The organism is Streptomyces sp. NPDC059740 (assembly GCF_042733155.1).
GTDB lineage: Bacteria > Actinomycetota > Actinomycetes > Streptomycetales > Streptomycetaceae > Streptomyces.
On the sequence record NZ_JBHWGP010000022.1, the window covers coordinates 70800 to 94527 of the forward strand.

Annotated in this window: 24 protein-coding genes; 12 read left to right on the forward strand and 12 right to left on the reverse strand. The window is 73.7% G+C overall.

Annotated features, from left to right (window positions below):
- Positions 1-506 (reverse strand): ALF repeat-containing protein (locus ACFV3R_RS23025; RefSeq protein WP_385586159.1); only part of this gene is annotated, 506 nt, incomplete at its 3' end.
- Positions 507-863: 357 nt separating this feature from the next.
- Between ACFV3R_RS23025 and ACFV3R_RS23030 the strand changes: the two genes are divergently transcribed.
- Positions 864-1217, forward strand: coding sequence for an ArsC/Spx/MgsR family protein (locus ACFV3R_RS23030; RefSeq protein ID WP_385586162.1), 354 nt, complete (start codon positions 864-866; stop codon positions 1215-1217).
- Positions 1218-1350: 133 nt separating this feature from the next.
- Here ACFV3R_RS23030 and ACFV3R_RS23035 read toward each other — a convergent pair whose 3' ends face one another.
- Positions 1351-1677, reverse strand: coding sequence for an SCO4225 family membrane protein (locus ACFV3R_RS23035; RefSeq protein ID WP_385586165.1), 327 nt, complete (start codon positions 1675-1677; stop codon positions 1351-1353).
- Positions 1678-2071: 394 nt separating this feature from the next.
- On the opposite strand from ACFV3R_RS23035, the gene ACFV3R_RS23040 reads away from it, so the two are divergent.
- From ACFV3R_RS23040 to ACFV3R_RS23050, 3 genes are all read left to right on the forward strand, one after another.
- Positions 2072-2833: a DeoR/GlpR family DNA-binding transcription regulator gene (locus tag ACFV3R_RS23040; RefSeq protein ID WP_385586168.1), complete on the forward strand. Its 762-nt coding sequence runs from the start codon at positions 2072-2074 to the stop codon at positions 2831-2833.
- Complete coding sequence (gene pfkB, locus ACFV3R_RS23045) at positions 2830-3786, forward strand: 1-phosphofructokinase (protein WP_385586171.1); 957 nt, start codon at positions 2830-2832, stop codon at positions 3784-3786. Before ACFV3R_RS23040 ends, pfkB begins: the two co-directional genes overlap by 4 nt.
- 66 nt (positions 3787-3852) lie before the next feature.
- Positions 3853-5967, forward strand: a complete 2115-nt coding sequence (locus ACFV3R_RS23050) for a fructose-specific PTS transporter subunit EIIC (protein ID WP_385586174.1) — start codon at positions 3853-3855, stop codon at positions 5965-5967.
- Positions 5968-6152: 185 nt separating this feature from the next.
- Here ACFV3R_RS23050 and ACFV3R_RS23055 read toward each other — a convergent pair whose 3' ends face one another.
- Complete coding sequence (locus tag ACFV3R_RS23055) at positions 6153-6455, reverse strand: hypothetical protein (protein ID WP_385586177.1); 303 nt, start codon at positions 6453-6455, stop codon at positions 6153-6155.
- A 235-nt stretch (positions 6456-6690) separates the two neighbouring features.
- A complete protein-coding gene (locus ACFV3R_RS23060) occupies positions 6691-6996 on the reverse strand; it encodes an FAD-dependent oxidoreductase (RefSeq protein ID WP_385586179.1) in 306 nt (101 codons plus the stop codon).
- A 356-nt stretch (positions 6997-7352) separates the two neighbouring features.
- Between ACFV3R_RS23060 and ACFV3R_RS23065 the strand changes: the two genes are divergently transcribed.
- From ACFV3R_RS23065 to ACFV3R_RS23080, 4 genes are all read left to right on the forward strand, one after another.
- Positions 7353-7793, forward strand: coding sequence for a hypothetical protein (locus ACFV3R_RS23065; RefSeq protein WP_385586181.1), 441 nt, complete (start codon positions 7353-7355; stop codon positions 7791-7793).
- 180 nt (positions 7794-7973) lie between these two features.
- Complete coding sequence (locus ACFV3R_RS23070) at positions 7974-8780, forward strand: alpha/beta fold hydrolase (protein WP_385586184.1); 807 nt, start codon at positions 7974-7976, stop codon at positions 8778-8780.
- Positions 8777-10126: a PP2C family protein-serine/threonine phosphatase gene (locus ACFV3R_RS23075; RefSeq protein ID WP_385586187.1), complete on the forward strand. Its 1350-nt coding sequence runs from the start codon at positions 8777-8779 to the stop codon at positions 10124-10126. Before ACFV3R_RS23070 ends, ACFV3R_RS23075 begins: the two co-directional genes overlap by 4 nt.
- A complete protein-coding gene (locus ACFV3R_RS23080; RefSeq protein ID WP_385586190.1) occupies positions 10123-10467 on the forward strand; it encodes an STAS domain-containing protein in 345 nt (114 codons plus the stop codon). Before ACFV3R_RS23075 ends, ACFV3R_RS23080 begins: the two co-directional genes overlap by 4 nt.
- A gap of 42 nt (positions 10468-10509) precedes the next feature.
- On the opposite strand, the gene ACFV3R_RS23085 is transcribed toward ACFV3R_RS23080, so the two are convergent.
- The gene (locus ACFV3R_RS23085) at positions 10510-11301 is read right to left on the reverse strand and encodes an AraC family transcriptional regulator (protein WP_385586193.1); all 792 of its coding nucleotides are present in this window, start codon (positions 11299-11301) and stop codon (positions 10510-10512) included.
- Between the two features lie 54 nt (positions 11302-11355).
- Here ACFV3R_RS23085 and ACFV3R_RS23090 point away from each other — a divergent pair, with 54 nt between their 5' ends.
- Together ACFV3R_RS23090 and lpdA are read left to right on the forward strand one after the other, a co-directional pair.
- The gene (locus ACFV3R_RS23090) at positions 11356-12591 is read left to right on the forward strand and encodes an MFS transporter (protein ID WP_385586196.1); all 1236 of its coding nucleotides are present in this window, start codon (positions 11356-11358) and stop codon (positions 12589-12591) included.
- Between the two features lie 180 nt (positions 12592-12771).
- Positions 12772-14178 (forward strand): dihydrolipoyl dehydrogenase, encoded by a 1407-nt coding sequence (gene lpdA / locus ACFV3R_RS23095; protein ID WP_385586200.1) that lies wholly within the window; start codon positions 12772-12774, stop codon positions 14176-14178.
- On the opposite strand, the gene ACFV3R_RS23100 is transcribed toward lpdA, so the two are convergent.
- The gene (locus tag ACFV3R_RS23100) at positions 14168-15493 is read right to left on the reverse strand and encodes an MFS transporter (protein WP_385586204.1); all 1326 of its coding nucleotides are present in this window, start codon (positions 15491-15493) and stop codon (positions 14168-14170) included. The two genes, lpdA and ACFV3R_RS23100, sit on opposite strands and share 11 nt — an antisense overlap.
- Before the next feature lie 137 nt (positions 15494-15630).
- Positions 15631-16077, reverse strand: coding sequence for a MarR family winged helix-turn-helix transcriptional regulator (locus tag ACFV3R_RS23105; protein ID WP_385586207.1), 447 nt, complete (start codon positions 16075-16077; stop codon positions 15631-15633).
- Positions 16078-16258: 181 nt separating this feature from the next.
- Here ACFV3R_RS23105 and ACFV3R_RS23110 point away from each other — a divergent pair, with 181 nt between their 5' ends.
- Both ACFV3R_RS23110 and ACFV3R_RS23115 read left to right on the forward strand, forming a co-directional pair.
- Positions 16259-17767 carry a UbiD family decarboxylase gene (locus ACFV3R_RS23110; RefSeq protein WP_385586210.1) on the forward strand — a complete coding sequence of 503 codons (1509 nt, stop codon included), beginning with the start codon at positions 16259-16261 and terminating at the stop codon, positions 17765-17767.
- Between the two features lie 154 nt (positions 17768-17921).
- Positions 17922-18464: a MarR family winged helix-turn-helix transcriptional regulator gene (locus ACFV3R_RS23115; protein ID WP_385586213.1), complete on the forward strand. Its 543-nt coding sequence runs from the start codon at positions 17922-17924 to the stop codon at positions 18462-18464.
- Here ACFV3R_RS23115 and ACFV3R_RS23120 read toward each other — a convergent pair.
- From ACFV3R_RS23120 to ACFV3R_RS23140, 5 genes are all read right to left on the reverse strand, one after another.
- Positions 18386-19705, reverse strand: coding sequence for an MFS transporter (locus ACFV3R_RS23120; RefSeq protein WP_385586216.1), 1320 nt, complete (start codon positions 19703-19705; stop codon positions 18386-18388). The genes ACFV3R_RS23115 and ACFV3R_RS23120 overlap by 79 nt on opposite strands.
- On the reverse strand, positions 19702-20775 hold the full coding sequence (locus ACFV3R_RS23125; protein WP_385586219.1) for a Rieske 2Fe-2S domain-containing protein: 1074 nt from the start codon (positions 20773-20775) through the stop codon (positions 19702-19704). The genes ACFV3R_RS23120 and ACFV3R_RS23125 overlap by 4 nt, the downstream gene beginning before the upstream one ends.
- A gap of 2 nt (positions 20776-20777) precedes the next feature.
- The gene (locus ACFV3R_RS23130; RefSeq protein ID WP_385586222.1) at positions 20778-21008 is read right to left on the reverse strand and encodes a recombinase-like helix-turn-helix domain-containing protein; all 231 of its coding nucleotides are present in this window, start codon (positions 21006-21008) and stop codon (positions 20778-20780) included.
- A gap of 107 nt (positions 21009-21115) precedes the next feature.
- Positions 21116-22021, reverse strand: coding sequence for a PDR/VanB family oxidoreductase (locus ACFV3R_RS23135; protein WP_385586263.1), 906 nt, complete (start codon positions 22019-22021; stop codon positions 21116-21118).
- A gap of 58 nt (positions 22022-22079) precedes the next feature.
- A complete protein-coding gene (locus ACFV3R_RS23140; protein WP_385586225.1) occupies positions 22080-23720 on the reverse strand; it encodes a thiamine pyrophosphate-binding protein in 1641 nt (546 codons plus the stop codon).
- Between the last annotated feature and the right edge of the window lie 8 nt (positions 23721-23728).

The window sequence follows — 23728 nt, forward strand, 5'->3', positions numbered from 1 at the left end:
TTGTCACCGTCCTTCGTCGCCTTGAAGAGAAGGGTGGTGATCGCCACCCGGTCGTCCTCGAACTGCGCCATCCGGTAACCGGTCTCCAGAAACGCGCGGGCCGCCTCCGGGGAGTCGGCGTCCAGAGCCTCGTTGCAGCCCTTGATGACGGCCTTGTCACCGTCCTTCGTCGCCTTGAAGAGAAGGGTGGTGATCGCCACCCGGTCGTCCTCGAACTGCGCCATCCGGTAACCGGTCTCCAGAAACGCCCGCATGTCCTCCACGGTGCCGTCGAGGGCCTCGTTGCCCTCGCGCACCACAGCCTTGCCCTGGTTGTCCGCGAGGATGTCGGCTATCGCGGCGCGCAGTTCGGCCTCGGTCATCTCGTCCACCGGCTTGTCGGAGGTGGCCGTGGCGGTGGTGGTGGCCGGGGCCGTCGGAGCGGCGGCGAGCGCCGGGGCGGTGAAGAGGAGGGCGGGCGCCAGAGCGGTAGCGGCAACGAGCAGCGCGGCGCGGGTCGGTCTCATCGGTGAGTGCCTCCAGGGGCATGCGGCGGGTGAGGTGTTCTCACCCCTTGTGCACAAGAGGCACCGATAATATCCACGGACGCGCCCCCATCGAACTGATATCCACGGCGTTTCCGCGACCTTCGACTCGTCCGCATCGAGGGCGGCAAAAACGGTTACTTCTGCCAGAGTTGATGCTGCGCCGGCAGCCGGGTCCCGAGGGGACCGCCGGTCGGAGGGCGACAGGGACGGCAGGTCTGCGGCCGGGGCTCGGCGGCACGGCGTGGTTAGGCTGTCGGCGCCCTGCCCGGCCTGCCGTTACGAGGGCACGGCGGGCAGCGCCCAAGGCCCGACAGACCCTGCGCGAGGGACGAGAACATGGAAATCTGGATCAACCCCGACTGCTCCAAGTGCCGGTCGGCACTCTCCCTGCTGGACGCGGAGGCCGCCGACTACACCGTCCGGTACTACCTGCAGGAGCCACCCACCGCGGCGGAACTCGAAGAGGTGCTGCGCCGGTTGGAGCTGGAGCCGTGGGACATCACCCGCACCGGTGAGCAGGCTGCGACCGATCTGGACATGGCGTCCTGGCCCCGGGAGGAGGCACACCGTTCCCGGTGGATCGAGGCACTTGTCGCGCATCCCGTCCTGATCCAGCGGCCGATCATCACCGCGGACGACGGAACCGCGGTGGTCGCCCGCACGCCGGAGTCGGTGCGGACGGTCCTGTAGCCGGAACGGGGAGGCAGACCGGCCGCGACCCGCGCCGGACCCGGCCGGGCCCCGGATGCTTCCCGGCGCGTCCTGCCGGGGAGAGCCGGTCTCCGCGAGCGGACGGGGCAGCGAGGGGTGAGCGGCGGCGTGCTCACGCCTTGCTGGTGTGGGGGTGGTGGTGGGAGCGGTCGGTGAACCAGCGGTAGACGACCCCGAGCACGGCTGCCTGGACGAGCGCCCCGACGACGACGCCGACCCAGGCCAGCAGGCCGGGCAGCATCACGAAGAGCAGCGAGGTCGGGGCCGTGACCAGGAAGGCCCAGACACCGGAGAAGCTGGCGTCCTGGTGGTCGACGAACAGCAGGTCGATGCCGACCCAGACCACGACGGCGGCGACGACCGTGAGGTAGCCCAGGGCCACCGGGTTGAACAGGTAGTGGCGGAACGCCTGGCCGGGGGAACGCCGTGAACTGCGCATGTCGGTCCTCCTGAAGATGGTGCGTGCTCCCGATGCTGCCGCGGCAGGGGTGGCAGCCGCCTGAGTACCCGTACTCATCTGCGTATGCCCGTACGACCGGCCGGGAGTCGCGCGGCGGCCGGGCACGTTGCCGCCACCGTGCACCGGCCCGAGCGCAGCAGCCCCGGTGGGCGGGGTGAGCAGGTCCCGTCCCACGGCGTCGGCACAGGAGCGGGGCCTGCTCCCGCCGGTTCCGCCGCGGGCCGCCCACGACCCCCGTGTCCACCGGGGAGCCGACGGTCCGCTGCGCCTCGCCGATCCGAGCGGGTGCCCGCATGTGTTTACTTTCCCGCTTCTCGCCCGTACTGTTCGCCGCACCCCCACACGTTCGGACAGCGATCGGAAGTAAAACCACATGTACGGACCCGAGCGACAGCAGGAGATACTGCGGCTCGCGCACGAGACCGGACGGGTCCAGGTCCCGGTGCTGGCCGACAGGTTCCGCGTCACCGCCGAAACCGTGCGGCGCGACCTGAAGGCACTGGACCGGGCGGGTCTGCTGCGCCGGGTGCACGGTGGCGCCATCCCGGCCGGCCGGCTGGACTTCGAGGCGGACGTCGCCGAGCGCGACTCCCTCGCGGCTGACGAGAAGGAGCGCATCGCCCGGGCCGCGCTCGCCGAACTCCCGGCCGCCGGCAGCGTGATCCTGGACGCCGGGACGACGACGGCTCGGCTGGCCGACCTGTTCCCGCTGGACCGGGAGCTCACCGTCGTGACCCACGGTCTTCCGGTGGCGTCCCGGCTCGCCGACCATCCCGGGCTCACCCTCCAGTTGGTGGGGGGCCGCATCAGGAACCGCACCCGCGCGGCCGTCGACGACTGGGCCCTGCGGTCCTACGGCGAGCTCCATGCCGATGTCGCCTTCCTCGCCACCAACGGTTTCGCGCTCGCTGGCGGGCTCACCACCCCGGACCTGGCGGAGGCCGCGGTCAAGCGGGCGGTGGTCGCCGCTGCGCGGCGGGTGGTGCTGCTGGCCGACTCCACCAAGTTCGACCAGGTCCACCTGGCGCGCTTCGGCCTGCTGCGCGAGGTGGACGTGCTGGTCACCGACACCGGGCTGGACCCGGCCGCCGTCCGCGCCATCGAGGAAGCGGGGACGGAGGTGGTGTGCGCGTGATCCTCACCGTCACGCCCAACCCGAGCCTGGACCGTACCTACGAGGTCCCGCGGCTGGTCAGAGGGGAGGTTCTGCGGGCCTCGGGCGAGCAGACCGATCCCGGCGGGAAGGGCGTCAACGTCTCCCGGGCCCTTGCGGCAGCCGGGCACCGTACCGTCGCGGTCCTGCCGCTGGGCGGCGCGGCCGGGAATGCGCTCGCCGACCTGCTGGCGGCCCAGGGCATCGAGGTCGCCGGGGTTCCCGTCTCCGGGCCGACCCGGTCCAACGTCTCCCTGGTCGAGGGGAACGGCGTCCTGACGAAGGTCAACGCGGCCGGACCACTGCTCTCCGACGCCGAGTCCGAGGCGCTGCTGGAGACGGTGCGGCGGCGCTCCGCCGAGGCGGAGTGGATCGCCTGCTGCGGGAGCCTGCCGCGCGGCCTCGGCCCCCGGTGGTACGCCGAGGCCGTGGCCCGCGCCCGGCATGCCGGCGCCCGGATCGCGCTGGATGCCTCCGGCCCGTCCCTGACCGCGGCCCTGGCCGCCAACCCGGACGTCGTCAAGCCCAATGCCTGGGAGCTGGCACAGGCCGTGGACCGTCCACTGGCCTCCTTCGGCGATGTGGTGAAGGCGGCCCGGGAACTGCGTGACGCCGGCGCCCGGGCGGTTCTCGCCTCCCTGGGAGGCGACGGGCAACTCCTCGTCGAGGAGTCCGGCACCTACCACGCCGAGGCCCCCGTCCAGGCCGTGCGCAGCGACGTGGGCGCGGGCGACGCCTCCCTGGCAGGCTTCCTGCTGGCCGGCGGGACGGGCCCGCGCGCCCTGGCACACGCGGTGGCCTACGGCGCCGCGGCCGTGCAACTGCCCGGAAGCGTGATGCCGGCCCCCGCGGACCTGGTCCCGGCGGCCGTGCGCCTCACCGAGGACGTCCCCGGCGACCGCAGGCTCACGCAGACCGCAGACCCGCGCCCCTGACCCCACCACTCCCCCACCCCTGCCCCGTCCGCTCGGCGGGCGGCCACGCGAGCAAAGGAGCCCGCGATGAGTGAGCTGATACCCACCGCACTGGTCGACCTGGACCTGTCCGCGGACACCCGGGAGGCCGCCGTACGGTCCCTGGCGCAGCGCCTGGTCGAGGCGGGACGCGTCACCGACCTGGACGGTTTCCTGGCCGACGTCGCCGCCCGCGAGGCACAGATGCCGACCGGGCTGGAGGGCGGCATCGGCATCCCCCACTGCCGCAGTGAGCACGTCGCCGTCCCCACCCTGGCCTTCGGCCGCAGCCGGCACGGCATCGACTTCGGCGCGGTGGACGGGCCGGCGGACCTGGTGTTCCTCATCGCGGCACCGACCGGCGGTGACGCCGACCACCTCAGCATCCTCTCCGCCCTGGCCCGCCGTCTGCTGGACGAGTCCTTCACCGAGGCCCTGCGGTCCGCCCAGGACCCGGCGGTGGCCGCCGCACTCATCAGCGGCGAGGAGCCGGCACCGGCGCAGCCCGGCCGGGCGGAGGCCGACGAGGCCGCCGGCCCCCCGGCCCCGGAGGAGGCCGCCCGCTCCGCGGACGTGCCCGCCGGGCCCGCGGCCCCACAGCCCCCCGCACAGTCCGAGCAGTCCGAGCAGCCTGAGCAGTCCGAGCAGTCCGCGGCGGGGCCCGGTGCGGGCTCCGCCGACCGGCCCGTCACCATCGTGGCCGTGACCTCGTGCCCCACGGGCATCGCCCACACCTACATGGCCGCCGAGGCCCTGGAGAAGGCCGGACGGGAGGCCGGTCTGCACGTGGTGGTCGAGACACAGGGCTCCGCCGGCTTCACCCGCCTCGACCCCGCGGTCATCGCCGAGGCCGAGGGCGTGGTCCTCGCGCACGACGTGGAGGTGCGGGAACGCGGGCGGTTCGCGGGGAAGCCGACCGTCGACGTCGGGGTGAAGGCCGCCGTCAGCCGGCCCGCCGAACTGCTCGCCGAGGTCCGTGCCAAGGCGGCCCGGGGCGAGGCCGCCCCCGCCGCCGTCCCGCCCGTGGAGCGCGGTGGCGAGGCGGGGGACGGGTACGGCACGCGGCTGCGGAAGTGGCTGATGACCGGCGTCAGCTACATGGTGCCGTTCGTGGCCGCGGGTGGTCTGCTGATCGCGCTCGCCTTCGCCATCGGCGGTTACCGGATCGACAAGGCCCCCTCGGTGGCCGAGCACTTCGTCTGGGCGGACTCCTCCAGCTGGGCGGCGCTCCTCTTCCAGGTCGGCAACGTCGCGTTCTCCTTCCTCGTGCCGGTCCTCGCCGGTTTCATCGCCTACGGCATGGCCGACCGCCCGGGGCTCGTGCCGGGGTTCGTCGGCGGGGCGGTGGCCCTGACCGTCGACGCCGGGTTCCTCGGCGGCCTGGTGGCCGGACTCCTGGCGGGGGCGGTGGTGAGCGCCGTGCAACGTCTGGACGTCCCCGCCGTGCTCCGCGGGATCATGCCGGTGGTGGTCCTGCCGCTGTTCGGCTCCGCGGTGGTGGGCTTCCTGATGTTCCTGGTGGTCGGCAAGCCCGTCGCCTCGCTGCAGTCCGCCCTCACGCACTGGCTCGCCGGCCTCTCGGGCAGCAACGCCGTCATCCTGGGCGTCGTCCTGGGCCTGATGATGTGCTTCGACCTCGGCGGACCGCTGAACAAGGTGGCCTACGCCTTCGCGGTGGGCGGCCTGGCCCATCCCGACGGCGGCAGCCTGCGGGTGATGGCGGCGGTGATGGCGGCAGGCATGGTGCCGCCGCTGGGCATGGCGCTGGCCACGGTGGTCCGCGGCCGCCTGTTCACCAGGGCCGAGCGGGAGAACGGCAAGGCGGCCTGGGTACTGGGCGCCTCCTTCATCACCGAGGGGGCGATCCCCTTCGCGGCCGGGGACCCGTTGCGCGTGATCCCCTCCGCGATGGCGGGCGGGGCCGTGACCGGCGGCCTGTCGATGCTCTTCGGCTGCACGCTGCGGGCCCCGCACGGCGGTGTCTTCGTCGTCCCGCTCATCGGCCGGCCCCTGTTGTACCTGGTGGCGGTGGCCGCGGGGGTGCTGCTGACCGCGCTCACCGTCGTGCTGCTCAAGAGTGCCCGCGCCCGCCGCTCCGCGGCCTCCGCACCGGCCGGGCCACCCCTGGCCGCGGCGCCGGCCGGCGCCGAGCCGGGCGTGTGAGCCGGCCGCGGCGCCCTCTCGCCGGCCTGCTGCGGTAGCAGGCCGGCGAAGACGATGACGCAGTGGGAGGGGCCGCCGTCGGCGCGGTCCTCCCGCCGGTGATCAGGCGTAGTCCGGGGTGGCTTCGTCCTCTGGTGGCCGGCAGGCCGGGCGGTGGCGTCCTTCCCGCTGCCGGCAGCGGCGTCTCAGGTGGTGGCGGAGTGGGCCTCGTCCCGGCCGGGGCCCGTGTCTGCCGTGGTGCCCGTGTCTGCCGTGGTGTCCGCGCCGTGTGCCGGGGCGGTTCTCACCGCCGTCGTGACCGCGACGCCGCCCCGGGCGGGCGTGAGGGGGGTCTGCCCGTTCACGTCCGGTGAGACGTGCGAGGCGACCTGGTGGCCCCGGGCACCGGCGTCGGCGAGGGCGGTGGCGGGGAAGAGGACTGCTCCGGTGAGGACCGTTGCGCCGAGCGCGGCACACACGGCCAGGCGGCGGGGGGTGTTCGATGACATCGCGACTCCGTGGAAGAGGGCCCGTAGGGCCGTCGGACAGGAAACAGCCGTGAGCCGCCTTCCCTGTCCGTGTGGGCCGCCGGGTGTGCGGGCTGTCTTTCCACGGTAGGGACGAGGGATGGCGGACTGGTGCGTTCCCCGTCACAGCGGTGTGACAGGGAAGGGGAAGACCGGCCTCGCCCGGCGCCGGCCGGCCTGCATGGCCCGCCCGGCGCCACGCCGGTCTTCGTGCGCGTCAGTGCGCGTCGTGGATGCCCTGGTACCGGCCGGGTGCGGTGTCCCGGATGCGGGCGGCGCTCCACATGGCGAACCGGTCGGGCGCCGGCCGCCGCGGGGCGACGAGCAGGGCACCGCTCCCCGTCAGCAGGTGGGCGGCCTGCCGGCCGACGAAGCCGGGGGCCGGCCCGGTCGATCCCGGCAGCGCCGCCCGGGGCCGCGAGTCGCGCACCGTCACCTGCTCGTGCCCCGGAGCGGTGAGGTGGTAGGCGGCGCGAGCCCCCACCACACCGGCACCGGTGATCAGAACTTCGTGCTCGGCCACGCGTCCTCCCCCTGACGTCCCGCCTGGTCGGATGAGCCTATCGAGTGACGGGCAGGTGCGGCACGGGTACCACGAAGCGGCGAAGTCCCGGAGGGCGACGCGGCGTTCGGTGCCCGCCCCGGGGTGCCGGGCGCCGGCGGCCGACAGGCGGCGCAAGACCGTGTCCTGCACCGGCCCCTACGGGCACCACCGAGGTCCCCCCGGTATTCGTCGGCGCCGGTTCTCCTCTTACCGGGCGACGTCGGGCGCCCCGGGACGGCGGGACCATGGGGTCCGGCCTGCGGCGGGCGCCGCTCCGGCGACCCGGCCGCCACGCACCACCCCTACCGGTCACCCACCACGAAGGCAGAGGACCCATGACGACACCACCACCCGCCTCCCCCGCCGACGGCGGCCCGGGCCGGGTCGGCCCCGGAACCGCGCTGCGCGGCACGCGACTTCTCGCCGCGGGCTACCTGTCCCTGAGCGTGCTCACCCTCGGGGCCGTCTTCCTTCTCCGTCACGACGCCGCCGCCGTCGACGACGCCGTGTGGGTGCGGACGGCGATCGTCGCCGTCAGTGCCCTGGTGACCCACCTCTGTGCGTCGCGCGCCGCACGCGGGTCCCGCAGCGCCTACCGCCGCCTGCGGGTGATCTCCGCGGTGATGGTGGTCGCCATCGCCGTCGTCGTTGCCCTCCCGCACTTCCTTCCCCTGTGGCTGCGGATCGAGCAGGGGGTGTGCGGCGTCGTCCTGCTCGGCGTCGTGGCACTCGTCAACGGCCCCGAGCAGCGCCGGGCCTTCGCCCTGGCCGGGTGACCAGGGACGTCAGATCGGGGGCCCTGTCACCACCGCGTTGACGGCGTGCCGCCGGGCTGCCTCGGGAGGCCCGGGCCCGGCGGGCTCTGCCGGGCCCGGGCGGTGGGGCAGGCGCCCGGCCTGCCTTCCGGTGCGGACGGCCGGGCCGGGCGGTTGCAGCCGCGTGCAAGGATGGGCTCCATGGACATTCGGAGCAGGAACAACGTGACTGTCACGGGAGCCGAGGACGGGCCCGTGGTGGTGCTGGCCCATGGGTTCGGCTGCGACCAGAACATGTGGCGACTGGTCGTCCCTGCTCTCGCGGACCGCTACCGCGTGGTGCTGTTCGACTACGTCGGTTCCGGCGGTTCGGACCTGTCGGCCTGGAGTGAGGAACGCTACTCCTCGTTGGACGGCTACGCGCGCGACGTCGTCGAGGTCTGCGAGGAGCTGGACCTGCGGCAGGTGGCGTTCGTGGGGCACTCGGTGAGCGCCATGGTGGGCGTACTGGCCGCCCAGGCCGCACCGGAGCGCATCGGCTCGCTGGTGATGGTCGGTCCCTCCCCCCGCTACATCGACGACGAGGGGTACCGCGGCGGGTTCAGCGCCGAGGACATCGACGAGCTGCTCGCCTCGCTGGAGTCGAACTACCTGGGCTGGTCCTCGGCGATGGCCCCGGTCATCATGGGCAACCCCGAGCGGCCCGAGCTCGGGCAGGAGCTGACCAACAGCTTCTGCGCCACCGACCCCGACATCGCGCGCGTCTTCGCCCGCACCACGTTCCTGTCCGACAGCCGCCGGGACCTTCCCGGTGTGAGCGTCCCCACACTGGTGCTGGAGTGCCTGCAGGACGTCATCGCGCCCCGGGAGGTCGGTGCGCACGTGCACGCCGCGATCCCCGGCTCCCGGCTCGTCACCCTGGACGCCACCGGACACTGCCCGCAGCTCAGCGCCCCCGAGGCCACCGCCGAGGCGATCCTCGACTTCCTCGGCTCCGTGACCGCGTGAACTGCCGCCCGGAGCACCCACCCCCCTCACCCGGGGCGGGCGGCGACGAGCAGGGCACCGACGCGGCGTTCACCGCGCTGCTGGAGGACAGCGCCGAGGAACTGTACGAGTCGGCGCCCTGCGGTTACCTGTCCACGTTGATGGACGGCACCATCGCCAAGATCAACCAGACGCTGCTCGACTGGATCGGCCTCCCGCGGGAGACCGTGGTGGGCCGGATGCGCTTCACCGACCTGCTCACCGTCGGCGGAAAGCTGTACCACGAGACGCACTTCGCCCCACTGCTGCGGATGCAGGGGGAGATCAAGGGCATCGCGCTGGAGATGAAGGCGGCCGGAGGCAGGCGCCTGCCGGTGCTGGTCTCCTCCGCCCTGAAGTACGGCAGTGGGCGCGAGCCCCAGCTCATCCGGACCACCGTCTTCGACGCCGCCGACCGCCGCGCCTACGAGGAGGAGCTGCTGCGCCGCCGGCAGGAGGCGGACCGGGCGCGCCGGGAGGCGGAAGAGGCACGGGAGGAGGCCGAGCAGGCCCGCCGGCAGGCCGAGGCCGACCGGGCCCGGCTGACCGAGGCGCTCGCCACGCTCCAGCAGTCCCTGCTGCCCACCTCGCTGCCGGCCGTTCCAGGGCTGGAGACGGCCGCCTACTACCACACCGCGTCCCCGGACCGGCTCGGCGGCGACTTCTACGACCTGTTCCCGATCGACAACACACGCTGGGCGTTCTTCCTCGGGGACGTGTGCGGGAAGGGCCCCCGGGCCGCGGCTCTGACCTCTCTGACCCGGTACGCCCTGCGCGCCGCCGCACTGCACGACGCCGAACCCGTCACCGCCCTGACGACGCTGAACGCGGTGCTCCACGAGCGGTACACCGCCGGCGGCGACCCGCGGTACTGCACGACCGTCTTCGGTCTGCTGGAGCCGGACGGCGAAACCGGCCGCACCACCGTCCGCCTGGCCTCCGGCGGGCATCCCCCGGCCCTGGTCCTGCGGGCCGACGGCCGTGCCGACTTCCTGCCGACTCCGGGCGGGATGCTCGTCGGCATCCTGCCCGACTCCCGGTTCACCACGGCCACCACCGAGCTGGCTCCGGGCGACACCCTCCTGCTGTACACCGACGGTCTCACCGAGGCCCGCACCGGCCCCGGCCGGGACTCCCTCTACGGCGACGAGGCGCTGCGGGACTTCGCCGCCGCCCTCGCCCCCGCTCCCCCGCAGAAACTGGTCAACGCGCTCAGCGGCCTGCTCGACAGCTTCGGTGAGGGCCTCAACGACGACACCGCCCTGCTGGCACTCGGTGTGCCGCACGACGGCCCCCACACCCCTCCGGCGACCGACGAAGCAGCATGAGCCCACTGAGAATCACCTCCCGCAGCGCCCCCACCGGCCCCGTGCTGGCAGTGGTCGGCGAACTCGACTACGAGCACGCTGCCGGCCTGCGCCAGGAGGTCGAACTGCTCACCCTGCGTCCGGGGCAGCGCCTCACGCTGGACCTCGCGGGCATGGAGTTCTGCGACTCCAGCGGCATCGCCGCCCTGCTGGCCGCCCGCCAGCACGCCCAGACGGCCGGCGCCGAGATCGCGCTGGCCTCGGTGCCGGCCGGCACCCTGCGGGTGCTGAGCGTGGTGGGTCTGGACCAGGTCTTCGCCCTGCTCCCGGACACCGACGCCGACGCCGCCGGCAGCGCCTGAGGGTGCTCGCGCCGGCGGGCGGGCCTCCGGGCCCACGGCCCCTCACGAAGCCACGGGTCCGCCTGCGGCCTGCCCCGCTTCCTCGGTCTGCCTCCGGCTCCGGTGCGTTCCGGGTGTGTGGCCGAGGACGCGGCGGAAGACGTCGATGAAAGCGCTGGTGGACGACCACCCGCAGCGGTGGGCGACGACGGTCACCGGGGTGTGCTCCGCGAGCAGCAGCAGGGCGTGGTGCAGGCGCAGCTGCGTGCGCCACTGCGGGAAGGTCATGCCCAGGTCGGACCGGAAGAGGCGGGAGAGCGTCCGGTCGCTGGCGCCTACCTCCCTGCCCAGGGCGGCCAGCGTGCGGTTGTCCGCCGGGTCGGCGCGCAGCAGGGAGCAGACCCTGCGCAGCGTCGCGGAGGTGGGGGTGGGCAGGTGCAGGGGCTGCTGCGGCGAGGCCTTCAGCTGGTCGAGCAGTACGGCGCGCAGGCGGCGGCGCTCGGGGCGTTCGTCGAGCGGTGGGCGGGTGTAGGCGAGGATGAGTTCGCGCAGCAGCGGCGCGACGGCGAGCACGGCGGGCTCGTCCAGGTGGAGCGGGTTGATCTCCGCCACCAGCCCGACCAGGTGCAACTGCGTCTCGCCGTGCGCCTGGTGGGCGTGGACGGTGCCGGCGGGCACCCAGATGGCGCGGTCGGCCGGTGCCACCCAGGTGCCCGTGCCGGTCGTCACCGTCAGGACGCCCCGTGCCGCGTAGACGATCTGGTGGTCGTCGTGGCGGTGGGCGTCGATCTGTGCACCCGAGCCGAGGCTGCCGGCCCGGGTCGGGGCCACGGGCAGGTGGCGGATCTCCGTCATCAGATGGCAGGTTAGTGGAAGTCCGACACCGTGCGGAGCGCCGAGGATGAGGGCGTGCGAGCAGACAAGTCGATTCTTCTGTTGTCGGTCGGGCATGCGTGCGTGGACGTCTACCAGGGTTCGGTGGCCGCGCTGGTCCCGTTCTTCGTCGCGGAGCGCTCTTACGGCTATGCGGCGGTGTCCGGTGTCGTCCTCGCGGCCTCCCTGCTGTCCTCGGTGGCCCAGCCCCTGTTCGGCCTGCTGACCGACCGTCTGGCGCTGCCCTGGTTGCTTCCGGTGAGCACGCTCGCCTGCGGGGTGGGAATCGCCCTGAGCGGGGTCAGCGGTTCCTACGCGCTCACGCTGGCCTTCGTGGCCGCCTCGGGGCTCGGGGTGGCGGCGTACCACCCCGAGTCGGCCCGGGTCGCCCGGCTGGCCGCCGGAGGCAGCCACACCGCGATGAGTTGGTTCTCCCTCGGCGGCAACCTCGGTTTCGCGCTGGCCCCTCTCCTGGTCTCCGCCGTCGTCGCCACGGGTGGCCTGCGCCTGTCCCCGCTGCTGGCGGCGCCTGCCCTGCTGGGCGCCGTGGTGTGCCTGCCCGTCCTGCGGTCCCTGCGGGCGACCGGGGGCGGCCGGTCCGTCAGGAAGGCGGGCGAGGGGGACGACCGGTCGTCCTTCGTGAAGCTGTCGCTGGCGGTGGTCTGCCGGTCCGTCGTCTTCGTCGGCCTCTCGACGTTCCTCTCGCTCTTCGCGCAGGAGCGCCTGGGGGGCGGTGCGACGGCGGGTACGGTGGCGCTCTTCGTCCTCTACCTCGGCGGCGCGGTCGGCTCCGTGCTGGGCGGCATGCTGGCGCGGCGCTGGGGCCGGGTGGCCGTCTCCCGCTGGTCCTACCTGGCCACGGCGGTCGCGGTCGCCGGCCTGCTGACCGTGCCCGGGCCGGCGCTCCTGCTGTTCGTGGCCCTGGCCTCCGTCGGCCTGTACGTGCCCTTCTCGTTGCAGGTCACCCTCGCCCAGGACTACCTGCCGTCCCGTATCGGCACGGCGAGCGGGATCACCCTCGGTCTCACCGTCAGCATCGGCGGTCTGGCCAGTCCGCTCATCGGCAGCCTGGCGGACGCCACGTCGCTGCGTACGGCGCTGGCTCCGCTGGTCCTCTTCCCGGCCGTCAACTGGCTGCTGTTCCGCGCCCTCCCCGAGCCGGCCGTCCCGGCCCCGGCGGCGCCGGGGACCTCCTCGGGGCCCGGGGCCGCGTCCGGGACCGGGGCGGGCAGGGAGGCCGGCGGCCTTCCCGTCCCGTCCGACGAGGGCTGACGGGAGGAGGGGACGGCAGCCCGGGCCGCCCGGGTGGTGGCCGTGCCGATCTCGTGGGTGGCCGCCGCCCGGTGCCGCCGTGAGCCGTACGGCGGGGCTGCCGCCGGGTGAGGCCCTATGCTCGCCTCGGGCGCATCCGGTGGGACGCGGTCGTCCGCGGACCGAGAAGCGAGGAGAGTCATGGCAGACCACTTCGACGTCGTGGTGCTGGGCGCCGGCCCGGGCGGGTACACCGCGGCGGTCCGCTGCCGTCAACTCGGGCTGAGCGTGGCGGTCGTGGAGGAGAAGTACTGGGGCGGTGTCTGCCTCAACGTCGGTTGCATCCCGTCCAAGGCCCTGTTGCGCAACGCCGAGCTGGCCCACACCTTCACCCACGAGGCCGAGACGTTCGGCATCCGCACCTCCGGACCGGTGACCGTCGACTACGGCCCCGCCCACGAGCGCAGCCGCACCGTCGCCGAGGGCCGGGTCGCCGGTGTGCACTACCTGATGCGCAAGAACGGCATCACCGAGGTCGACGGGCGCGGCACGTTCACCGACGACCGCACGCTCCGGGTGGCCCTGGCCGACGGCGGGAGCCGGACCCTCACCTTCGACCACTGCATCATCGCCGCCGGCGCCACCACGCGTCTGCTGCCGGGTACGGGGCTCAGCGACCGGGTCGTCACCTACGAGGAGCAGATCCTGAGCAGGGAACTGCCGGAGAGCATCGTCATCGCCGGTGCGGGCGCCATCGGCGTGGAGTTCGCCTACGTCCTGCACAACTACGGCGTGAAGGTGACGGTCGTCGAGTTCCTGGACCGTATGGTGCCCACCGAGGACGCCGAGGTGTCCAAGGAACTCGCCCGGCAGTACAAGAAGTTGGGCATCGAGGTGCTCACCTCCACCCGGGTCGAGGCCATCGACGACACCGACCCGTCCGGCCCGGTGAAGGTCCGCGTGACCCGCGCCGGGCAGGAACAGACGCTGGAGGCCGCCAAGGTGCTCCAGGCGATCGGGTTCGCCCCCCGCACCGAGGGCTACGGCCTGGAGACGACGGGCGTGCGGCTGACCGAGCGGGGCGCGATCGAGACCGACGCGCGCGGCCGCACCAACGTCCCGCACCTGTACGCCATCGGAGACGTGACCGGCAAGCTGATGCTGGCGCACGCAGCCGAGTCCATGGGCGTGATCGCGGCCGAGACCATCGCGGGTGCGGAGACGATGGAGATCGACTGGGTGATGGTGCCGCGGGCCACGTACTGCCGGCCGCAGATCGCCAGCTTCGGCTACACCGAGGCGCAGGCCCGGGACGCCGGGTTCGACGTCAAGGTGGCCAAGTTCCCCTTCACCGCCAACGGCAAGGCGCACGGCATCGGCGAGCCCACCGGGTTCGTGAAGATCGTCAGCGACCAGCGGTACGGCGAGTTCCTCGGCGCCCACCTCATCGGTCCGGACGTCACCGAACTGCTGCCGGAGCTCACCCTCGCGCAGCAGTGGGACCTCACCGTCCACGAGGTCGCCCGCAACGTCCACGCCCACCCCACCCTGGGCGAGGCCGTCAAGGAGGCCGTGCACGGGCTGGCCGGCCACATGATCAACATGTAGGCGGCCCGACGGGGTCTGTTCCGCGCCGGCCCGTCAGGCCGGCGCGGCGCGCTCCGAGCCCGGCGACGAGCGCGGCCAGACCGGCCGCCGCCGCGGGCACCAGGTAGGCCGCTCCCAGGGGGCCGGCCGGCGTGAGGAGGGCCACGACCCGGCCGCCGGCCGCGGAGCCGGCCCCTATGCCGGCGAGCAGGCAGGTCACGGTGTAGGCCATCGCTTCGGTGAGCCTGCCGGCGGGCGTGCGCGACTCCAGCAGGCGCATGCCGCTCACCATGACGGGGGCGGTGGCCGCGCCGGCAAGGGGCAGGCACGCGAAGACCGCCGGGAGGCCCGCGGCGGAGGCGAGCAGCGGCAGGGTCATCAGGCCGGCCATGGCCGACACGCAGCGCACGAACCGGCGGCCCGTGGGCCCCTTCCCCGGCCGCAGCCCGTAGAGCAGCCCGGCGGTGCCCGAGCCGAGGGCCTGGGCGCCCACCATGGCCCCGGCGAGCGAGGGGTGCCCTTCGGCCCCGGCGAAGGCGACCGTGGAGACCTCCATGGCGCCGAACACCACGCCGGCGCACAGGTAGGTCACCAGCAGCACGGGGATGCCGGGGATGCGCAGCGGCGAGCGGCCCCGGGAGGCGGCCACGGTGGCCGGTGGGGGCTGGGTGCGTCGCTGGGCGCAGATCAGTGCCACCCCGAGGAGGGTGGAGAGGGCACCGGTGAGGGTGCCGGCCACCGGGTCGACGGTGGTGCACAGCAGCACGGCGAGCACCGGTCCGAGGGTGAAGCACGTCTCGTCGACGACCTGTTCCCAGGAGTAGGCGGTGTGCAGCGCCGCCGGGTCGCCTCGCAGCAGGTGTGCCCAGCGGGACCGGGTCAGGCCCCCCACGTTGGGGGTGGTGGCGGTGGCGACGTACGCCACGAACAGCGTCCAGGCGGGGGCGTGGCGGACGACGCACCAGACCAGTGCCAGCGATCCCAGGCAGGCCGCCGCAGCCGCGGGCAGCGCCACCCGGGCCTGCCCGTACCGGTCGACCAGCCGTCCCGTCCAGGGCCCCACGATCGCGGTGGCTGCCAGCCCGACGGCGGTGACCGCGCCGGCCAGGGCGTAGGAACCGTAGACCGTGGAGATCATCACGACCGCGCTGATGCTCGTCATGCCCGAGGGGAGGCGGGCCGGCAGGTTCGCGGCGAGCAGGGCGCGGGCGCCGGGGACGGCGAACATCCGCCGGTAGGGGGCGAGGAGTCGGCCGAGGCCGGCCCGCGGCCCGGCGTCGGGGGCCGCGGTGCCGCCGGGAAGGGTGACCGCGCGGGGAGCTGAGGAGGAGTTCACGCCGCCATCCTCGTGAGAGGCCGGGCCGGGGGTCCAACACCTCTTGGGCGGGCATTGACACACCTGCGTGCTGAATGGGGCGCCAACTGCGCGGAGTTGGCGGGCGAGGGGTGTGCCGGCCCTCTCCGTCGGCGGCGCTACCGCTCCCCGACCACCCTTCGCAGCAGCCGGAAGAACTCCGCCTGCTCCTCGGGCGAGAGGGGTGCCAGCACCTGCTCGCTCACGGAGACGACTGCGGGGGCCAGGCTGGTGGCCAGCTCACGCCCGCTCGCCGTGATGGTCACCAGCTTCCGCCGCCGGTCGGCGGCGTCCTTGGTGAGGTCGACGAGGCCCCGGCTGCGCAGCCGGTCCAGCAGGGGCGCCGCGGTCGACTTGTCCAGGTGGGCCAGGGAGCCGAGTGTGCCCTGGTCCATGGCGCCGTGCGCGTGCAGCAGGCTCAGCACGGTGAACTGCGGACCGGTGAGGTCCTGGTGCACCTGCTGGTACCAGAGCCTGGTGTGCGCCTGGTTCAGCCTGCGGGCCAGCGGACCCACACCTTCGATCGCCGCCAGCGGGCCATCGCCGCCCGCCTCCCGCTTCGACACGCTTTCACCGCCTCTCGCACCCCGGCCACGCCTGCCAATAATGACGTACACGTACTATACCCTGGCCACGAGTAAGGACGTGTACGTCATTTTTCTCGCGGCGACCGGGCGGGGCGGACACCCCGCGCGGCGACCGGGCGGGGCGGACACCCCTCCCTCCCTCTCGCAGAAAGGAACTGTCATGACCCAGCGCGGCAGCGCCCTCCACTTCCGCGACTTCGTCGAGGAACTGCTCGCGGTCGGCGACGCCGTGGAAATATCGGAGCCGGTGGACCCCGTCCTGGAGGTGGGCGCGGTCACCCGTCGCGTCTACGAGACCCGGAGCCCCGCGCCCCTGTTCGGCAACCTCACGGGGGGCGAGCCGGGCTTCCGCATCCTGGGGGCGCCGGCCGGTCTGAGCAGGCCGGAGACGGGGACCTACGGCAGGCTCGCGGCCCACTTCGGGCTGGCGCGCGACACCACGCCCCGGCGTCTGCTGGAGAAGCTCATCTCCGCCATGCACGCCGAGCCGCTCACCCCCCGCGTGGTGGAGACCGGCCCGTGCAAGGAGATCGTGCTCACGGGTGACGCCGTGGACCTGGAGCGCTTCCCCGTTCCGCTCCTCCACCAGCAGGACGGCGGCCGGTACTTGGGGACCTACGGCTTCCACGTGGTGCGCTCCCCCGACGGCCGGTGGACGAGCTGGTCGGTCAGCCGGACGATGCTCCACGGACGGACCACCCTCGTCGGGCCCGCCATGGCGCAGCAGCACCTCGGGATGATCCACGCCATGTGGCGCGAGAAGGGGCTGCCCACCCCGTGGGCGATGGTGCTCGGGGCGCCGCCCGCGGCGCTGGCCGCGGCCGGCATGCCGCTGCCCGCCGAGGTGGACGAGAGCGGCTACGTCGGAGCGCTCACCGGCCGTCCCGTCGAAGTGGTGCGCACCGAGCTCCACGACCTGTACGTCCCGGCCAACTCCGAGATTGTCCTGGAAGGCCACATCAGTGCGGACGAGACCGCCGCGGAGGGCCCGATGGGCGAGTACCACGGCTACTCCTTCGCCGAGAGCAGGCAGCAGCCCGTCTTCCACGTGGCGGCGGTGACCCACCGCGCGGACCCGATTCTCCCGGTCTGCGTGGCAGGCCTCCCGCCGGAGGAGAACCACACCGTCTGGGGCACCATGATCTCGGCCGTCAGCCTCGACCTGCTGCGCTCCAGCGGCCTACCGGTCGCGATGGCCTGGTGCTCCTACGAGGCGGCCACCTGCTGGATCGTCGTGGCGGTCGACATCGAGCGGTTGGCGCGCAGCGGTATGGGCGAGCGGGAGCTGGCCGATGCGGTCGCCGAGGTGTTCTTCGGCTCCCACACCGGCTGGCTGGTCCCCAAGGTCGTGCTGGTGGCGGACGACATCGACGTCACCGACATCGACCAGGTGGTGTGGGCCATGGCCACCCGGTACCACCCCGGAACGGGCGAGTACCACTACCCCCGGGCGCCGGGCATCCCCATGGTGCCGTACCTCACCGAGGACGAGGTGCGGACCGGCCGTGGCGGCAAGTCCGTCATGAGCTGCCTGCTGCCGGAGCAGTTCGAGGGGACCACCCGCGGGGTCACGGCCTCGTTCCGGTCCTCCTACCCCGAGGAGGTGCGCCGCCGCGTCACCGAGCGCTGGCACGCGTACGGGTTCGGGACGGCAGCAGACGCACCGTGATGAGGCGGGGCGCACCGAGGAGGTGGCCGGGGCCTGCTGCCGTGCCGGGTCGAGGGCACCGCCACCGTCCGCGACGCGACTTGCTTGAGGGCTAAGATATGTGGGTCGAGGACGTGGCGGGCGCCGGTGGCGTTCCGCAGGGGAGGAGGGGCGCATGGCGGGCAAGAGGTCCGAGACGGAGCCGGACGCGGTCACGGCCATCATCGCGGCCTGGGCCCGCGAGCGACCGGAGTTGGACACCTCGCCGTTGGAGGTCCTCGCCCGGCTGCACCGCACCTTCATCCGCTACAACAGCCGGCTGACGGCCTCGGTGGAGCGCCACGGTCTCTCGCTCGCCGGGTTCGACGTGCTCACCGCGCTGCGTCGGGCGGGAGCCCCGTACCGGCTCACCGCCGGGCAGCTCGCCGACTCCGGTCTGGTGTCCTCCGCGGGCGTCACCTTGCGGGTGGACCGGCTGGAGAAGGACGGGCTGATCGTGCGCGAGCGTGACGCGGAGGACCGGCGGGTGGTCTACTCGCGACTGACCGGGGCCGGGCTCGCCAAGATCGACGAGGTGTTCGCCGAGCACCTGGCCAACGAGCGCCACATGCTCGGCGGCCTCTCCCCCGCCGAGTGCCGTCAACTTGCCCGGCTGTTGCCCAAGTTGGAGGCATCGATCCTGGCTTCCGAGGTGGAGCCCGCCCCGGGCACGGAGTGAGCGCGGCGCCAGCGCACCAGGAGGCCGGCGCCGCACACCAGCGTCACCAGCTGCGTTCCGGCCAGCAGGGTGAAGCCCGCGGCGAATCCGCCCGCGGTGCCGCCGCCCAGGGCTGCCATCACCGCCCCCATGGCCGTCGGCATGAAAGCCGAGACGAGGTTGCCCACCCCGTTGACCAGTCCGTAGGCGCTGCCCACCGCGCCCGGCGCCGCGCAGCGCTGCACCAGCGTCGGGATCGCCGGTCCCTGTAGGCCCCAGAACCCGTTGGCCAGTACCAGGCCGGTGGCGGCCAGTGCCGTCGAGGAGGCGGTGACCGCGAGGATCACGCACCCGGCAGTGCCGGCCGCCCCCACGACGAACAGCACCGGCAGTGCCCGCGGCGGCAACCGGTCCAGGAGCCGGCCGCCGAGCAGCCCGGAGGCGAGCGAGAGCAGGAAGGGCAGCGCCGAGACCCAGCCCATGGCGGCGAGCGAGAGGTGGCGGGCGTGCAGCAGGTAGGACGGCAGCCAGGCGGTGGAGCCCCACAGGTAGGCCAGGGTCGCCACCTCGATCACGAGGATCCACCCGATGTACGGGGTGCGCAGCGCCTGCCGCAAGGTGTCCCGCGCGGGCCGGGCCGCAGCCGTGGCGGGTCGCGACGGCTCGCCCCCCGCCCTCGCAGCGCGCCGCCGGCCGCGGACGAAGAGCAGGACGAGCGGCAGGCCCACCACGGCGTTGAGGGCCGCCAGCAGCAGGAAGGAGGCGTGCCAGTCGAAGCGGTAGACGAGGTAGGTGACCAGCGGCATGCCGGCCGCGGTACCCAGCGAGACACCCATCGAGGTCACGGCGTTCGGGGTGCCGACCCGCTCGGGCGGGAAGTGCTCGGCGGTGTACATCGTCTTGAGGGAGAACAGCGGTCCCTCGGCGGCCCCCAGCAGTGCCCGCAGCAGCACCAGCACCACGGCCCCCAGCGCGTAGGGGGACAGCAGGGTGAGGAGCGCCCAGAGGGCGACGCTGACCAGCAGGCCGCGTCGCACCCCGAGCACCGACTCGTACACCGGCGTGAGCAGGAGCGCCGCCACGCCGTAGCCGACGAGGAACGCCGTCATGAGGGCGCCCTGCGCCACCTGGTCGTCGCCGATGCCGAAGTGGTCGGTGAAGGCGTGGTCGGTGACGAGCACCGAGACGTTCACGCGGTCCACGTAGCTGACGAGGACGACGACCAGGAGGGTCAGCACCCCGGCCCAGCGGCTCCGGGTCACCCTGCTGCCCGGGTCCTGCGGGCTGCCGCGCCGGCGGCCTGCCGGTCCGTGGCGGCGGAGCGGGCCTGCTCCTCGGCCTGCGCACGGTACAGGCGGCGGAGCCGGACGACGCCCAGGTCGTGCTGGTAGAGGTTCTCCGCCTGGTCGGCGTCGGCGGGCATGGCCTCCAGCATCACCCGGTCCTGCTCCAGCACCTCCCAGTGGCGTTCCTCGATGAGGGTGCGGTAGAGGAAGTGCCAGGTGTCGCGCTGCCAGCCGGAGACCTTGCGGTAGCGCCAGAAGAAGACGCCGGTGCGGCCGGCGTCGACCGGGCAGGCCATGCCGACGATGCCGAACGGGCCGCCGGGGCCCGCGGAGGGCGGGTAGGGAATGGAGAGGTCGACCCAGTCCACGCCGGTGCGGCACAGCTCGACCCAGTCGAAGTTGACGCCCCGCTGGTCGGTCTTCTCGAAGAAGTAGCCGCGCTCGGTCTCACGGATGCGGAACTTGGCGGTGGTGTCGCCGTCGTACATGGTGTGCGACTCGTGGTGGAGGAACGCGCCGTGCATCGGGTCCAGGAGGTTCTCCATGGCGAACCGCCACGGCACGTTCCACTCCGCGTAGCACAGCAGGGCGGAGACCTCGGGATCGGTGAGCGGCTCGGGCAGGGTGAGTTCGACGGGCTCGGGGTGCTCCTCGTCGCCGAAGTAGGCCAGGATCGCGCCGCCGACCTCGCGGACGGGCAGCGAGGTCACCAGCCGCTTGCCCTCCAGGTTGCAGCCGGGCAGGCCGGGCACGGAGACCACGGTTCCGTCGCCGGCCACCTCCACGCCGTGGTACCAGCAGGAGACGCGGTCGCCCAGGTGCTTGCCGAGCGAGAGCGGCGCGCCGCGGTGCGGGCAGCGGTCGGCGAGCATCGAGAGGGTGCCGTCGGCGCGCCGCATCAGCAGCCAGTTCTCACCGAGCGCGGTGACCCGCCGCATCGCTCCCGGTGCCACGGTGGAGGAGGGGACGACGGGGTGCCACTGGTTGCGCAGTCCGGTGGCGTAGATGTGGTCGGCGCTGTTGTCGTGGAAGATCGTCGCGTTCATGGTCAGGCTCCCAGGCGGTGCATCTCGGCGCGGAAGGACTCCTCCGTCCACGGTTCGCCGTCAGGGGTGCGGAGTTGACGGGCGTTGAGCCCGGTGACGACGTCGGTCAGTTCGTGCCCGTCCTCGCGGAAGATCTCCTCCAGCGTGCGGGCCAGCCGCAGCTCGTAGGGGGTCGGCTCGGCGGTGCGGGTCTGGTGCGGGTCCAGGTGGGGCCAGTCGGCAGGTGTGGACACGGGTGCCTCCGGGTGCGAGGGCGGACGGGGTCTGGGGGGCCGGCCAGGGCCGAGCGCACCCGCGCGGCGGAGGCCTGCGCGGGCGGCCGGGAGGCCGGCCGGGTGGGTCAGAGGTCGAGGACCAGGGGGCCGGCGGCGCACCGTGAGACGCAGATCATCATGGTGTCGCCGGCCTCCTGCTCGGCGTCGCTGAGCAGGAAGTCGCGGTGGTCGGGCGTGCCGGCCAGCACCCGCGTCTCGCAGGTGCCGCAGATGCCCTCCCGGCAGGAGCTGGGCACGGACACACCGGCGTCCGCGACCGCGTCGAGCACCGAGGTCCCGGCGTCCACGGTGACGCGGACGCCGGAGGTGCGGCACTCCACCTCGAAGGCGGTGTCGGTGCCGTCCGGCGCCGGGGTGGTGGGGGCGGTGAACCGCTCGATGCGCAACTGGGCGGCGGGACACAGCTCGGCCACGGCGGTCAGCAGCGGTTCCGGGCCGCAGCAGTAGACCAGGGTGCCGGGGCTCAGGCCGGCCAGGGCCGCGGCGAGGTCGATGTGGCCGTGCTCGTCCTGCGGCCACAGCTGCACCGAACCGCCCTGGAGCGCGGTGAGTTCGGCGCCGAAGGCCATGGAGGCGCGGCTGCGTCCGCCGTGGACGAGGGAGTAGGGCTTGCCGGTGCGGGCGGCTTCGCGGGCCATGGCGAGGATCGGGGTGATGCCGATGCCGCCGGCGAGGAAGACGTAGGAGTCGGCGTCCTCCAGCGCGAAGTGGTTGCGGGGTCCGGTGACGTGGACGGTCTGGCCCGGGCGCAGGGTGGTGTGGACGTAGCGTGAGCCGCCGCGGGAGGCCGGTTCGTCGAGGACGGCGACGCGGTAGCCGCCGGTGTCGTGCGGGTCGCCGCACAGCGAGTACTGGCGGACGCGGCCGCCGACGTGCACGTCGAGATGGGCGCCGGGCGCCCATCCGGGCAGCGGCTTACCCTCGGGGTGGACCAGGTCGAGTGCGAGGACGCCCTCGGCCTCCCAGGTCATCCGCCTCACCAGCAGGTCGAGTTCGTTTTCGTCGGGGGTGGGCACCGGTCGGCCTCCTCTACGCGGTGGGGATCTTGACGGGCGGGGTGAAGGGGTTCTTCATCGGGCCGAGGGCCTGGAGGTCGACCTCCACCAGGGTGGGTCCGTCACCGGCGACGGCCTCGCCGATCACCGCGGCGGCGTCCTCGGGGGCGGCGATCCGCGCGTGCGGCAGGCCGCAGGCGCGGGCCAGCAGGGCGAAGTCGGGGGTGGCGAGGTCGACGCCGGAGCGGCGGGCGCTGTAGCGGTCCTGCATGTTGCGCAGCACGCCGTAGCCGCCGTCGTTGAAGACCAGGAGGGTCAGGCGGGGCCGTTCCTGGGCGAGGGTGAGGAGTTCGCCGAGGTGGACGGCGAGGCCACCGTCGCCGGCGATCACCACGACGGGTTCGCCGGGGCGGGCGAGGGCGGCACCGATGCCCATGCCGAGGCCCTGGCCGATGCCGCCGCCGCGGGGGAAGACGTTGTCGCGGGGGTCGTAGATCTCCAGCAGCCGGTTGCCCCAGCTGGAGGAGGCGATGGTGACGTCGCGGGCGATCACGGCCCGGCGCGGCAGGGCCTCCCGGATCGCCTGGCAGAGGGCTGCTTGCGGGCCGATGTTCTCCGTCAGTGTGCGGCGCACTTCCTGGCGCGCGGTGGTGATCCGCTGCCGCCAGCCCGCCTCGGTGGCGGTGGTGCCGGTGGCGGGGGTGAGCGCCGCGAGGACGGCGTCGGCCTCCCCGTGCAGCGGGTGGCCGGCGGGGTAGGCGCGGCCCAGTGCCGCCGCGTCGGCGTCGATCTGGATGTGGGCGGCGGGGAGTTGCAGGGAGTAGTCGGCGGTCTCGTTGGAGCGGAAGTGGGTGCCGATGCTCAGCAGGACGTCGGCGTCGGCGAGGAGCGAGCGGCCCGCGGGGGTGGTGGCGAAGTTGCCGATGACCTGCGGGTGGTCCTCGGGGACGGCGCCGCGCCCGGAGTTGGAGGTGAGCAGGCCGGCGCCGGTGCGCTCCAGCAGTGTGGTGAGCCGGTCGCCGGCCCGGGCCGCGCCACCGCCGGCCCACACCAGGGGGCGCCGGGCGCCGGCCAGCAGGTCCGCCGCGGCCGCGAGTTGCTCCGGCTCGAGGGTGGGCGCGGGGTCTGCCGCCGCCGGGGCGGGGGTGTCCTCCTGGGCCGCGTACTGGAGGTCGACGGGCCATTCGACGCTGGCCGGGCCGCCGGGGGTGGCGAGGGCGGCGCGGGCGGCGGTGCGCAGGACACGGCCGGCCTCGGTGGCGGAGGTGACGGTGGCGGCGTGGTGGGAGACGGCGGCCAGCATGCCGAGCTGGTCCTTGGTCTCGTGGATGTAGCCGCGGCCGCCGCCCAGCAGCGCCGACTCGATCTGGCCGGTGACGTGGAGCACGGAGGTGCCGGCGCTCAACGCCTCCACCAGGGAGCCGGCGGCGTTGCCCGCGCCGGTGCCGGTGGAGGTCAGGGCGCAGCCAAGGGTTCCGCGGGCCCGGCCGTAGGCGTCGGCGGCGGTGACGGCGGTCGCCTCGTGGCGTACGGGGACGAACCGCAGGTGGCGGTCGACTGCCTCGACCAGGGGCAGGTTGTGCACGGAGACGATGCCGAAGACGGTGTCGATGCCGAGTTCGCACAGGACGGCGACGAGGAGTTCGCCGCCGTCGGCGTACCGCTTGCTGGTCACGGGGTGAC